We start from the raw sequence: 13341 nt of genomic DNA on the forward strand, positions 1-13341 counted from the left end.
TTGCTTGCGCTAGGTTGTTAAAAAGATATAAATCTAACACTTCAGTTCGATAAGTCCGGTTAAATCGTTCAATGTAACCATTTTGATAAGGGCTACCGGGCTTTATATAATCAATGGCTATATCATGTGATTTAGCCCAGTTTATAAAGGTTTTTCCTGTAAATTCTGGTCCATTATCTACTCGTATTTTTAATGGATATCCATGATATTCGGCCAGTTTATCTAAGTAACGGGTAATCCTTCCTGCTGGTAAGCTTACTGCAATATCAATCCCTAACGCCTCACGATTAAAGTCATCGATGACATTGAATGTTCTAAAGCGACGTTGATTACGACTACTGTCACTCATAAAATCCATTGACCAACATTCACCTTGTTTATTGGGGGCTAATAACCTTTCCGGGCATCGTAGAGGAATACGTTTTTTACGCTTTACCCTGAGGTTAAGCTTTAATTCACAATACACCCGATATACCCGTTTATGATTCCATTTATAGCCGAGCTTTCTGATACGATTAAAACATTTAGGAAAATCCCAGCGTAAATGCCTTTCCGTGATAGCATTCAACACCGAAATAATCACTGAATCATCCGGTAACTTAGGTTTATAATAGTAAGCACAAAGGCTTAAGCCAACAATGGCACAACTCATAGTAATAGTAACTGAATGATTTTGTTGTAGTTGCTGTGCCCACGTTTTACGTGCCTTTGTGGGCACTAAAGCTTTTTTATGATTTCTTCCTGAAGCTGGGATTTTAAGCTCAGTTCGGCAAACATCTGCTTAAGCTTGCGATTTTCAGCCTCCAGCTCCTTTAAGCGTTTGATATCCGAAGTTTCCATTCCGCCGTATTTTTCTCGCCATTTATAGAAAGTTGAATTACCTATGCCATATTTACGGCACAGTTCTTTAACCGGAATACCCGCTTCAGCTTCTTTTAAAATAGCGACAATTTGATGTTCAGTCATTTTTTTCATAATTAAATCCTCTTTTACTTTTATCATAGAGAATTTTCTACTTTTTTGCTGTACTATTTTAGGGGATAGTTACATTCTATATTAAACAATCGATAGTAATTCAGTGGATAATAAACCTTGTATGATAGTGAACGTGTGTAAAAAATATACCATAAATCAGTAGGGCAAAGCTCACGCTAATACGAGAGTAAAAGATAATATTTTTTGTTTAGGTACATTCGAATATTTATATCTTTTTGAATTTAAATTAAAAATTGGTATTTCTTGGTGGAACGATAGAAATTGGAAAAAGCCTACTTACGACTTATTAAAAATCAATAAGTTAAAAATCTTTAAAAATTTAAAAAATCTGGTAGAATTTGTTGGTCGCTATAACTGTAAATAAAACAAATAGCTACAATTAGAGTGTTCCCTGTATACACAGGGATAAACCGCTCGTGTAACGCCGTGAACTTCTTTTGCCCACGTGTTCCCTGTATACACAGGGATAAACCGAGAAATGAAACAAATTCAATTAGCTCATTTATGTGTTCCCTGTATACACAGGGATAAACCGAAAAGCTGATGGCAGCGTGGGATAAAATGTATGTGTTCCCTGTATACACAGGGATAAACCGTTGCAATCTCAAAAGGGGATGTAGTATTTGTACGTGTTCCCTGTATACACAGGGATAAACCGACTACCTCCCGACAAGGATACGATGGAGATAGGTGTTCCCTGTATACACAGGGATAAACCGCAAAATGCGGTAAAATAAGCAAAATAGAAATTGTGTTCCCTGTATACACAGGGATAAACCGATTATTGAGCGATTAACACTGCAAGATTGGTAGTGTTCCCTGTATACACAGGGATAAACCCCTATACAGGTACTCGAGACATAACTGGACGGCGTGTTCCCTGTATACACAGGGTTTCTCAATCCATAAAATCCTTAATACCTATCTATAAAATATCGCATAATGCGGTTATCTACCGTTAACTCAGGGTGAAATGAACAAACCAAGATATTATCTTGTTGTGCCATTACACAATGATCATTAACGAAAGCAAGTTGTTTGACTTGTTTACTTGCTTTTATAATATACGGTGCCCGTATAAAAACAGCAGGAATTTGTTGACCGATTAGTTCAATATTTAAAAGTGTTTCAAAGCTGTTAATTTGTCGCCCAAAGCCATTGCGCTCAACACTAATATCGATTAAGCCAAGCTGTTCTACTTCATTATGTGTTGTGGTTTTACCGCAAAGCACAAGCCCTGCACAAGTTCCTAAAACTCCTTTACCTTGTTTAGCTAATTGTTTTATTGGCTCTATTAATCCATTTTGTTTTATTAAGCGACTAATAGTGGTTGACTCTCCGCCGGGAATAATTAAGCCATCTAAATTAGCTAATTGTTCGGGTTTTTGAACGAGTGTTGCTTGTACATTATCGATACTATTTAGCATCGAAATATGCTCACTAACCGCTCCTTGTAAGTTGAGCACACCAATGTATTTAACTTTGCTTAGTTTGGATGATTTTGCCATTACCAACCTCGATCTTGCATTCTTTCTGATTGAGTAAGTGTGCTGATTTCAATGCCTTTCATGGCTTCGCCTAATCCTTTTGATAATTCGGCTAATCGTGGATAATCATCAAAATAAGTAGTAGCTTGTACAATGGCTTTGGCAAACTTTTCTGGATTTTGAGATTTAAAAATGCCTGAACCCACAAATACGCCATCTGCACCCAGTTGCATCATAAGTGCCGCATCGGCAGGGATCGCAACGCCACCTGCGGCAAAATTGACAACGGGTAACTTACCTAGTTGTTTTACTTGTAATACAAGCTCATAAGGTGCGCCAATTTCTTTAGCAAAAGTCATTAGCTCATCTTTTGATTTTCCTGTTACCAAACGGATTTGTTCATTTACTTTACGCATATGGCGAACAGCTTCAACAATATTCCCTGTTCCTGGCTCGCCTTTGGTACGTAACATTGATGCTCCTTCACCAATTCGACGTAATGCTTCACCTAAATCACGACAACCACAAACAAAAGGCACGGTAAATTCATCTTTTAGAAGATGGTACTGTTCATCGGCTGGGGTTAGTACTTCGCTTTCGTCAATATAATCAACCCCCATTGATTCTAAAATACGTGCTTTAGCCATAACAGGTATGCTAACAGCATTCATGACTTGTTCAACAATAGTAGGATCTGCCATTCGAGCGACACCGCCAGCAGCTCGAATATCTGACGGTACTCGCTCTAAAGCCATTACCGCAACTGCACCAGCTTGTTCGGCAATTTTAGCTTGTTCAGCATTAACAACATCCATAATTACGCCGCCTTTTTGCATTTGTGCCATACCACGTTTAACGGTCTGTGTTCCTGTAATTTGATTCATTTTATACTCCTGATTAAAGTTGGTTTTGCTATGTATTATTCAAGAGTATAGGGCTAGAAGAAACGGCCAATTGGATTATAATAAAGCCATCCAATTTGGGATTTTTAATGCGCTGTATTTAGTGTTATAACATAGAGAAAATGTTTAGATTTATTGATGTTAAAGAGGTAGCCCAACTATCAAGCTTCAATAAGCCATTTTAGTTTGGGAATATCAATAATGATAGATTTAAATAGGTCTAAAATATTCAAAATTTAACTGTAATTCTTTAATAAAAGAGAAAATAATGTGGCAAAAACAAAAATTAACCCAATTTGAAGGACCTCTTTTTAAAAAAATAATTCATTTGATCGAATATTATATCGAGCAAGGTATTTTGATTATTGGTGAGCGGTTACTTTCAGAACGTGAACTGGCTAAAAAATTACAGGTAAATCGCTCGACTGTTGTACATGCATTGGATATTTTAACTGAGCGTGGTGTATTAATTCGCCGCCAAGGTAGTGGCACTTATATTAATAACCAAAAATGGGGAGTACAGGCTTATTCGTCAATTAATTGGCATTTTCCTGCCCACTTTTATCAAAATAAAAAATCATTTTATCATCAAAAAGCTGAACAAATTCGCAAACAGCAAAAAAGGATTTGTGATTTGGCTAATGGTGACTTACCAACTGCAATGATTCCTAAATTGCTGTTACCTGATATTTCATTAAATGAGTTGATAATGTACGAAAAAGACAGCGATGAGATTCAACTAGGGTTGCCTTCTCTTAAACTGCAAATTGCTCGCTATATGCAAATCCAATTTGCCATGCAGTTGGATGTTAACCAGATTTTAATTACTTCAGGCACGCAACAATCTTTATTTCTTATTACTCAAGGTTTATTAAAACCTGGCGATGCGATAGGAATTGAATCACCTTCTTATTTTTATTCACTCCCTTTGTTTCAGGCAGCTGGATTACGTTTATATGGCATTGAATGTGATAAAGAAGGGATCATCCTTGAAAGTTTAAAAAAATTAGTGGAACAACACAAAATTAAATGGATTTTTCTTAACCCGATTTTTCAAAACCCTATGGGATTTGTTATGAGCGATATAAGGAAAAGAGCAGTACTTGCTTTTTGCCGATCTCAATGTATAGGGATAGTTGAGGATGATGCTTACAGTAGTTTAGCATTTAATGATAATTTGACCACGTTACCAATCAAAAAATTTGATTGCTACAATCAAGTGATCTATTTAGGGTCATTGTCTAAATATATTGGACGAAATATTCGAATAGGATGGATGGTTGCACCGCGTGAAATTATTGAAAATTTAGCTAAGATTCGTCAACATATTGATTCAGGTTTAAGCATTTTACCACAATTGTTAGCACAGGAATATTTACAAAGCCATTATAGGACACATCAGCAGTGGCTACGTAATCAATTACAGGTCAAAGCTAATCAGTTAATGCATTGGCTTGATAATCGTTTTGTTGGCAAAGTGAGTTATCACCCCCCATTAGGTGGCTTTCACTTATACGTATCTTTACCCGTAGATACCGCTGTTCAAGAGTTAGTAATACTTAATCAGTTATTATCACAAGGTATTATTGTGTCACAAGGTACAGATTTTGGTGATAACCTTGGTAAGGTGAGATTAAGCTATGGACATTTTGATCAGAATTTGATTTGATACTTTACCTATTTTGTTATTCTGCTTTCACTATGCAAAGTTTTAAAAAATCTTCATTATCGTTTAATAGAATTTTATGGCTAGCTGGTACAGGTTGGCTTTTTGATGCTATGGATGTAGGATTATTATCCTTTATATTAGCAGCATTAAAGCAAGACTGGGGACTTACACCAGCTCAACTAGGATGGATTGGTAGTGTTAATTCTATTGGTATGGCAATTGGTGCTTTTGTTTTTGGTATTTATGCTGATAAAAAAGGTCGTAAAGCTGCTCTCATTTTCACCTTATTTATGTTTAGTATTGCAAGTGGTTTAAGCGCTTTTGCTTGGGGGCTTGGTAGCTTGCTTATTTTACGGTTTTTTATTGGAATGGGGTTAGGTGGTGAGTTGCCTGTCGCTTCTACTTTGGTAAGTGAAATTGTGGAGCCAAAAGTGAGAGGTAAAATTGTTGTACTGCTTGAAAGCTTTTGGGCAATAGGTTGGATTTTTGCAGCATTGATTGCATACTTTATTATTCCCATTTCTGTTGTTGGTTGGCGTGGTGCCATGATTTTATGTGCGATTCCTGCTTTTTATGCGTTGTATTTACGATCTAACCTGCCTGATTCGCCATCTTATAGACAGTTAAATTCTGATTCAAAAAAAGAGTCGGTAATCAAAAAAATTAAGACACTGTTATCGAAAGAATTTCGTTGGCAAACATTAATGTTATGGATTGTTTGGTTTTGCGTGGTCTTTTCTTATTATGGTATGTTTTTATGGTTACCAAGTGTCATGATGATAAAAGGTTTTGATATGGTAAAGAGTTTTGAATATATTCTATTTATGACCATTGCTCAATTACCTGGTTATTTTAGTGTTGCTTGGTTAATTGAGCGAGTAGGGCGTAAATGGGTGTTGGTGATGTATTTATTTGGAACATTAGTTAGTGCTTACCTGTTTGGTATGGCTGAATCAGCTAATCAATTATTATTATATGGTGCATTATTGTCCTTTTTTAATCTTGGTGCTTGGGGAGCAATGTATGCTTACACGCCAGAGCAATATACAACAAACATTCGTGCAACGGGCTCTGGTATGGCAGCAGCAGTAGGACGAGTCGGAGGAATATTAGGTCCATTAATGGTGGGAGTATTGATGAATAATAAATATTCAATTAGTACGATTTTCACATTTTTCAGTTTATCTGTTTTAATTGCAATAATTTCGATAGTTGCATTTGGTAAAGAAACCAAACAACTTCAATTAAGATGATTACTTTATAAATTGGTTGTTGTATCAATTTAGTAAAACTTATACTTTTATCAATGAATCGCTTTATATTGATTGAGTTGCTTAATATATGAAGTGATGATTTAAAATACGTCATTGATGAGACTGTTTATCAAATCATTTTCTTGACGTATTATAAGTAAGGTAGGTTATAAATATTTATTTTTTTATCGCTCAGATTACTGATAATAAATGTTACTCGTGCTTGTAGTTCAATCCATCGATTCGGTTTTTTAATCAGGAGGTAATTTTGCATCTTTCCGCAAGGGCTTTTCATTATTTGGGTATTATTGCAACTATTGCTTCTTTAGGCTTGTATTTTTCTTATATTCCGCAAATAATAGATAATTTACATGGCATTAAATCAAATCCGACTCAGCCGCTGGCGGCCGCTATTAATTGTGCATTGTGAGTGAGTTATGGTCTTTTACGAGAAAAAAAGGATTGGCCAATTGCAATAGCTAATTTCCCAGGGGTTATTTTTGGTTTAATGGCTTTTATTACGGCTTTATAGTTGTCGAATTGTTTAAAATTAAAATGGTAATCTTTTTCCTACTTTATTCGCTTTTGATTTTGTTTTAAATATTTTTAATTATTTACTTTAGTTATTTTTTATCAATTTAATACTTGATTTTTTCTAAAGAATAAGATTGCTTTGATGGAAGCTCATTATTTGACCTCATTATTAACTTATTGATAGTGAAAGTAATATTGAGTTATCAACAGGTTTGTTAAATACTTATCAAATAGTAAAGTGAATAATTTATGAAGTTAAATACAGTGGGAATTATCATCTGTAATGATATTTGAAACAACTCAGTATTGTGTAATATAGATTTGCTTAAATGGCGCATAAAATTAGTTCAATATGGTTTTAAGTAGAGATGAAAAAATTCAAATAGTTAAAATGCAGCATTCTCCCGCCTTAGCTTAAGGTAGGAGAAGTAAATATACATATTTATAATAAGTTAGTATAATTTTGATGTGTTGATTTGTTCCAAACACTTGCTTGCACTTGACCTATATGTTTTTGCTGCAAAAGTAACATAACCAAACGAGATTGCCCAATTCCTCCCCCAATCGTTTGCAGTAGATCACCATTGATTAAAGCTTTGTGCCAAGTATATTTTAATAGTGATTCGTCATTAGTAATTTTTAATTGACGTTTTAAGGCTTCTGGATTAACACGAATGCCCATTGATGAAATTTCAAATGCACTATTTAATGCAGGATTCCAAACCAAAATATCACCGTTTAAGCCTTTAGAACCCATTTCGTTATCGGAACTCCAATCATCATAATCAGGAGCCCTGACATCGTGCCTTTCATTATTAGATAATTTACCACCAATTCCAATTAAAAAAACGGCTCCTAATTCTTTGGTGATTGCATTCTCTCGTTCTTTCGGCGAAAGGTTAGGATAACGTTTTAACAGTTGCTCACTCTCCATAAATGTAATGGATTCAGGTAAAAATTGTGATGAATGATACCTTTCAGATACTGTTTTTTCAGTGGTTTTGATAGCTGAATAAATTTTTTCAACAGTTTGTTTTAAATAGGCCAATGTACGATCTTCAGGCCGTATTACTTTTTCCCAATCCCATTGATCAACATAGACAGAATGTATTGGTGTAAGTTGATCTTCATCAGGTCTTAACGCTTTCATATCTGTGTATAAACCTTGGCCAACTTGAAAATGGTGATCACTTAAAACTTTACGTTTCCATTTGGCAAGAGAATGAATAACTTCGAATTGAGCATTAGGAATAGCTTTGACTTTGACTTTTACTGCTTTTTCCGTTCCGGCTAAATTGTCTTGGATGCCATCACCAACTAGACTTAATATAGGAGCTTGTACTTCAATAAGTGATAAATTTTCTGCTAATTGCTTAGCAAAAAATTGTTTTATAAAACTTATGCGCTGTTGCTGATCTATAAATGATGTCGTCATGTCCACTCTTTAATTATTCATTAATTAGTACTTCTAAATTAAACTAGAAAACAAAAATATGCAAGTTAGAACAATCAGTGCTTATATGGAGTTTTTTTGATCGACAAAGCCCAAGGTAAGCTAAAATTATTTTGCTTTAATATTGAATCATATTAGGGATTATTTATCGTATAACATAATTAAACTGTGATATTTTTTTAGATTAATTTTTGTTTGTATAGGTAGTAATAATATTGGTTAAATTTGAGTTTTACCATAGCAACAAAATTGGGCACTTTAAATGTCAATTTTTTATTATTAAGGATAAATTCAACTTTTACTTTTTGCCCAACTTTTCTTAAATTTTAAATATTATATCATTGATATTTGAGTAATAATGTGTGTTAGCATTTCCTAATGCAGTTAAACCAATTAGAATCATTTCATTGTGATTAAAATAAGTAATAATATGTCTAATATTAAAAGCTGCTATAGTGCTAAATAATGATATTGCTACATTTTTGTATCAATTGAACCATATCTTATTGAGTAGTCATCAAATTTTGATTTCACGAAACGAAATCTAATTTTTTCTATTTTAAAAACTCAATCATTTGTGTAAATTTATTTTAATGACCTATAATAAAAAACCGTTCAATAAGAACGGTTTTTTATTTGTTGATAAAATCGCAATAGCTTATTAAGCTTTGTATTTTTTCATGACAATGGATGCATTTGTACCACCAAAGCCAAAGCTATTTGACATGACTGTTGTTAGTTCTCGTTCAGTAGGTTCAGTAATAATGTTCATTCCAATTGCAACTTCATCAAGCTCATCAATATTGATACTTGGTGCAATAAAGCCATGTTCTAACATTAATAATGAATAGATAAGTTCTTGCGCACCAGTTGCACTTAATGAGTGGCCAGTCATTGATTTTGTTGATGAAATAGCAGGAATGTTATCACCAAATACTTGTTTGATTGCCCATAATTCTTTTACATCACCAACTGGAGTTGATGTGCCGTGGGTGTTTATATAATCAACAGGTACATCTAAATCTTGAATGGCAAGTTGCATACAGCGCATTGCACCTTCGCCCGATGGAGCAACCATGTCATGACCGTCTGATGTTGCTCCATAACCAACTAGTTCACCATAAATATGAGCACCTCGTGCAAGAGCATGTTCTAGTTCTTCAACAACAACCATACCAGCACCACCAGCGATAACAAAACCATCACGATTTGCATCATAAGCACGTGACGCTTTTTCTGGAGTGTCGTTATATTTTGTTGATAAAGCACCCATGGCGTCAAATTCGCAAGACATTTCCCAGCATAATTCTTCCCCACCACCTGCAAATACAATATCTTGCTTGCCAAGTTGAATTAGCTCTGCTGCGTGACCGATACAATGTACCGAAGTTGCACAAGCTGATGTCATTGAGTAGCTAATACCTTTGATTTTAAATGGAGTCGCTAAACAAGCCGAAATTGCCGATGACATTGATTTTGTTACAGCATAAGGACCAACTCCACGTAATCCTTTTTCTTTCATTCCAGCAACGACATTGTATTGAGTTTTGGTTGAACCGCCATAACCAGCAATTAAACCTGTACGTGGATTAGAGATTTGTTCTGGGGTTAATTTAGCATCTTCGATCGCTTGTTGTAATGCCAGATAGCCATAGATAGAAGCATCATTCATAAAGCGAACTACTTTGCGATCAATTAAACCTGTAGTATCTAATTTGACATTTCCGCATACATGGCTACGCATTCCGCTATCTTTCATTTCTTGTGAAAAAGTAATTCCACTGCGACCTACTTTTAATGATTCTAAAACTTCTTTAGTATTATTCCCAATGCTTGAAAGAATACCTAACCCTGTAATAACAACGCGTTTCATTTAATGTTCAGCTCCTAAATTAAATGCTTTATAAAGACCTTGGTAATTATAGCGTACACTTGTAAGCTGAACAATACCTTAATAATCTTTTTATTTTACCAATTGAATAATATATTGATCGTTTAATTAAAGAGCGTTATTAATATTTTATAGTTTTTAGCTAGTCATGCTTTTAACTGACTTCACTTCTATTATTTACTTGCAGAAAAGAATAATATTATAGTATACTGTATAAATACACAGTATTGGTAGATTCAAAATGAATGAAAAAATAATAGCTAAACTAGAAATATTAGCCGAATCGGCAAAATATGACATTTCTTGCGCTTCAAGTGGATCTTCCCGAAGCAATCGAAATAAAGGTATAGGTAATGCACGTCATTGTGGTATCTGCCATACTTTTACTGCTGATGGAAGATGCGTTTCATTATTAAAAGTTATGCTGACTAATTATTGTATGTTTGATTGTGCTTATTGCATTAATCGACAAAGTAACGATATTCCTAGAGCTGGATTTACGACTAAAGAACTGGCTGACTTAACTATCGAATTTTATCGCCGCAATTATATTGAAGGCTTATTTATTAGTTCCGGAATTGTGAGAAGTCCAGATCATACCATGGAAAGAATGATTCGAGTGGTAAAGATTTTGCGTAATGAGCATGGCTTTAATGGTTATATACATATGAAAGCGATTCCAGGCGCAAGTAACGAGTTAATTAATCAAGCTGGTTTATTAGTTGATAGGATGAGTGTTAATTTAGAAATTCCAACTGAGCAAAATCTCAAATTATTAGCACCAGATAAAGATCACCAAAGCATATACCAACCTATGCGTCAAATTCATCAAAATTTGTTAGAAAATATCGAAGATCGCAAAAAAATTCGATCAACCCCTAAATTTGTGCCTGCAGGGCAAAGTACTCAAGTTATTATCGGTGCAACTGATGAATCGGATAAACAGATTTTGCAATTAACTGCTAAACTTTACAAACGGCCTAGCATGAAGCGGGTTTATTATTCGGGATTTATTCCTGTAAATAGTTATGATAAAAGATTGCCTGTTGTGAAAGAAGTTCCAAGAGTACGTGAAAACCGATTATATCAAGCAGATTGGTTATTGCGTTTTTACGCTTTTGATGTCGATGAAATTGTTAATGATAAATATCCTAACCTTGATTTAGCCGTTGATCCTAAACTTTCTTGGGCTATACGTAATCTGCAGTTTTTTCCTGTCGATATTAATCGCGATAGTTATCAAAAGATCCTGCGTGTACCAGGAATTGGCGTTAAATCAGCTAAATTAATTGTTATGGCAAGAAGACATCGTAAATTAACTCTTGATGCTTTGAAATGTATTGGTGTAGTACTTAAACGTGCACAATTTTTTATTATTTGCCACGAAATGAAAAAATTTAAATTATTAGATTCATCGGCTGAATATATTCGGCTATCTTTACAGGAACCCTCTTTGCTTGAAGATAAATCAACTAATGTACCTACTCAGTTAGTGATGGGATGGTGATATGTTAGCATTTTATTATGATAAAAGTTTTGAAGGACTGCTTTGTGCTGTTTTTGATGCTTTTAAATTAAAAAAAATGCCAGAATGTTTATTAACAGAAGGGCAAGTTGAGCCACTTTTAGTTACTGAGTCTCATTTTGTCGAATTTCGCAATAGTAAATTTGAGCGTGTGCAAACAGCGTTGGAAAAAAAAATAAGCACTACTTCCCTTAATCAGCTAATTTATGTTTGGTTATCGGAATTGCCCGAAAGTGATTTAATTATTTTCCGTTATATTTGTAAAGTTTTTAAGGCTAAGCACTCAATTGAAACAGATTTTGCCGATCCTGATGTACTTTTTGTGCGAGATATAGCAAAAAAAGTGAGTAGGGAAAGGCACTATTTGATGCAATTTGTTCGTTTTACAACTATTGAAAATCCCATTAAATATTCTGGTAATAATCAACCTGACAAAATTTATTTTTCTGTTGTCGCTCCTGTTTATAATGCATTACCTTTAGTAGTGAATTTTTTTAAAGATCGTTTTGCTGATCAGCAATGGGCAATTTATGATGAAAAAAGACAGTATGGATATTTTTATAATTTAGAAAGCATTGAAAAAATATCCCTTGCTGATCCAGATGATCTTATTGTTAATGGTCAAGTTAGGCAAAAATATTTATCGCCTAATGAAACACTTTTTCAAAATATGTGGCTTCGCTATTGTAATGCATTAACAATTAAAGAAAGAGAAAATCCTAAATTACAACGCCGACAAATGCCGAAGCGATTTTGGCATTATTTACCTGAAATGAAAGGCAAATAAAAAAACCGTCAATTATTAGTCGGTTTTTTTTACGATTATTACTATCACAGGTCATTCTGAATCAATATCGTTGATAAAACTATTAATGGACTCTTGGCGTTGTTGCTGTTTTCCTTCATCCACTTTGCCACCAGATACAATAAAATCATGACGTTGGAAGTAGGCATTACGCATAAAATTATATGGATCATCACTATTTTTAATCAGATCTTCAAATTCAATGGCAACAGCTCGTGCCTCTATTCCATCAAAGACACCTCGTACTAATGCCCATTGCCAATCAAGCCAAACTAACGGAGGGTAAAGAGTATCGATCATACTACCTCCTTCATCTCTTAACGTTGCTGAACCATAAAATGGTAAAACAGCGTATGGTCCATAAGGAACTTTGTAATGCCCTAGTACGTCACCGAAAGAATGCCTATTACCTTTTTGTAACTGAGGATCTGCAATGCTTGCGACATCAAACAATCCGGCAAGTCCAAAGACTGTATTTAGAAAGAATCGTGCAAAATGTTTACCAGCTTGTTGAGTTTCACCCTGTAATAAACTATTGACCATTGAAGCGGGTTCAGAAAGGTTAGAAGAAAAATTAACTACACCTTTACGCAATGGTGTTGGAACATAATCTTTCCAAACAACGGCTGCTGGACGTAAAATATACGGATCAAGTGCATAATAGTTGACATTAAACATGACTTTATTGAACCCAGATAGAGGATCACTATATGTGTTCGTTTCTGGTTCATAAGAAGCACAGCTAGTGAGAGCCATTATAGAAAACATAATACCAATTATTCTTTTTTTCATAGTATCTTCAATTAAAAATAATGAGGTCTAAGTT

At 34.4% G+C, this 13341-nt stretch carries 11 protein-coding genes, 1 pseudogene and 1 CRISPR repeat array; of the genes and pseudogenes, 5 read left to right on the top strand and 7 right to left on the bottom strand.

What is annotated here, in order from left to right; genetic code table 11:
• The 4 genes from A9G36_RS01735 to pdxS all read right to left on the bottom strand — a co-directional run.
• The coding region (locus A9G36_RS01735; protein ID WP_065585320.1) for a DDE-type integrase/transposase/recombinase at positions 1-718 on the bottom strand (718 nt) is incomplete at its 3' end.
• Positions 718-975 (bottom strand): transposase, encoded by a 258-nt coding sequence (locus tag A9G36_RS01740; RefSeq protein ID WP_065585343.1) that lies wholly within the window; start codon positions 973-975, stop codon positions 718-720. The genes A9G36_RS01735 and A9G36_RS01740, both read right to left, overlap by 1 nt.
• Before the next feature lie 405 nt (positions 976-1380).
• Positions 1381-1837: direct repeats of the CRISPR family, unit length 29 nt; unit sequence GTGTTCCCTGTATACACAGGGATAAACCG.
• A gap of 73 nt (positions 1838-1910) precedes the next feature.
• Complete coding sequence (pdxT, locus tag A9G36_RS01745; RefSeq protein WP_051825140.1) at positions 1911-2504, bottom strand: pyridoxal 5'-phosphate synthase glutaminase subunit PdxT; 594 nt, start codon at positions 2502-2504, stop codon at positions 1911-1913.
• Entirely contained in the window at positions 2504-3367 is an 864-nt protein-coding gene (gene pdxS / locus A9G36_RS01750) for a pyridoxal 5'-phosphate synthase lyase subunit PdxS (protein ID WP_065585321.1), read from the bottom strand. The genes pdxT and pdxS overlap by 1 nt, the downstream gene beginning before the upstream one ends.
• 286 nt (positions 3368-3653) lie before the next feature.
• On the opposite strand from pdxS, the gene A9G36_RS01755 reads away from it, so the two are divergent.
• The 3 genes and pseudogenes from A9G36_RS01755 (at position 3654) to A9G36_RS10460 (ending at position 6839) form a co-directional block, all read left to right on the top strand.
• Entirely contained in the window at positions 3654-5054 is a 1401-nt protein-coding gene (locus A9G36_RS01755) for an aminotransferase-like domain-containing protein (protein WP_065568729.1), read from the top strand.
• A 32-nt stretch (positions 5055-5086) separates the two neighbouring features.
• Positions 5087-6307 (top strand): MFS transporter, encoded by a 1221-nt coding sequence (locus tag A9G36_RS01760; protein ID WP_065568730.1) that lies wholly within the window; start codon positions 5087-5089, stop codon positions 6305-6307.
• 298 nt (positions 6308-6605) lie between these two features.
• A pseudogene (locus A9G36_RS10460) lies at positions 6606-6839 on the top strand (ABC transporter permease).
• Between the two features lie 444 nt (positions 6840-7283).
• Here the strand turns inward: A9G36_RS10460 and asnA are convergent.
• Both asnA and fabB read right to left on the bottom strand, forming a co-directional pair.
• On the bottom strand, positions 7284-8276 hold the full coding sequence (gene asnA, locus A9G36_RS01770) for an aspartate--ammonia ligase (RefSeq protein ID WP_065568731.1): 993 nt from the start codon (positions 8274-8276) through the stop codon (positions 7284-7286).
• 679 nt (positions 8277-8955) lie between these two features.
• Positions 8956-10167: a beta-ketoacyl-ACP synthase I gene (gene fabB, locus A9G36_RS01775; RefSeq protein WP_034945116.1), complete on the bottom strand. Its 1212-nt coding sequence runs from the start codon at positions 10165-10167 to the stop codon at positions 8956-8958.
• A gap of 259 nt (positions 10168-10426) precedes the next feature.
• Between fabB and A9G36_RS01780 the strand changes: the two genes are divergently transcribed.
• Together A9G36_RS01780 and A9G36_RS01785 are read left to right on the top strand one after the other, a co-directional pair.
• Positions 10427-11692 carry a putative DNA modification/repair radical SAM protein gene (locus A9G36_RS01780; protein WP_065585322.1) on the top strand — a complete coding sequence of 422 codons (1266 nt, stop codon included), beginning with the start codon at positions 10427-10429 and terminating at the stop codon, positions 11690-11692.
• 1 nt (position 11693) lies between these two features.
• Complete coding sequence (locus tag A9G36_RS01785; RefSeq protein WP_065568733.1) at positions 11694-12497, top strand: TIGR03915 family putative DNA repair protein; 804 nt, start codon at positions 11694-11696, stop codon at positions 12495-12497.
• Positions 12498-12548: 51 nt separating this feature from the next.
• Here A9G36_RS01785 and A9G36_RS01790 read toward each other — a convergent pair whose 3' ends face one another.
• The gene (locus tag A9G36_RS01790) at positions 12549-13307 is read right to left on the bottom strand and encodes an MlaA family lipoprotein (RefSeq protein ID WP_034945126.1); all 759 of its coding nucleotides are present in this window, start codon (positions 13305-13307) and stop codon (positions 12549-12551) included.
• Between the last annotated feature and the right edge of the window lie 34 nt (positions 13308-13341).

Source organism: Gilliamella sp. Choc6-1 (assembly GCF_001690385.1).
GTDB classification, from domain to species: domain Bacteria; phylum Pseudomonadota; class Gammaproteobacteria; order Enterobacterales; family Orbaceae; genus Gilliamella; species Gilliamella apicola_A.

Excerpts from the sequence above, each read along its gene's own strand:
- A9G36_RS01740 (WP_065585343.1), bottom strand. The coding sequence starts at position 975 with ATGAAAAAAATGACTGAACATCAAATTGTCGCTATTTTAAAAGAAGCT.
- pdxT (WP_051825140.1), bottom strand. The coding sequence starts at position 2,504 with ATGGCAAAATCATCCAAACTAAGCAAAGTTAAATACATTGGTGTGCTC.
- pdxS (WP_065585321.1), bottom strand. The coding sequence starts at position 3,367 with ATGAATCAAATTACAGGAACACAGACCGTTAAACGTGGTATGGCACAA.
- A9G36_RS01755 (WP_065568729.1), top strand. The coding sequence starts at position 3,654 with ATGTGGCAAAAACAAAAATTAACCCAATTTGAAGGACCTCTTTTTAAA.
- A9G36_RS01760 (WP_065568730.1), top strand. The coding sequence starts at position 5,087 with ATGCAAAGTTTTAAAAAATCTTCATTATCGTTTAATAGAATTTTATGG.
- asnA (WP_065568731.1), bottom strand. The coding sequence starts at position 8,276 with ATGACGACATCATTTATAGATCAGCAACAGCGCATAAGTTTTATAAAA.
- fabB (WP_034945116.1), bottom strand. The coding sequence starts at position 10,167 with ATGAAACGCGTTGTTATTACAGGGTTAGGTATTCTTTCAAGCATTGGG.
- A9G36_RS01780 (WP_065585322.1), top strand. The coding sequence starts at position 10,427 with ATGAATGAAAAAATAATAGCTAAACTAGAAATATTAGCCGAATCGGCA.
- A9G36_RS01785 (WP_065568733.1), top strand. The coding sequence starts at position 11,694 with ATGTTAGCATTTTATTATGATAAAAGTTTTGAAGGACTGCTTTGTGCT.
- A9G36_RS01790 (WP_034945126.1), bottom strand. The coding sequence starts at position 13,307 with ATGAAAAAAAGAATAATTGGTATTATGTTTTCTATAATGGCTCTCACT.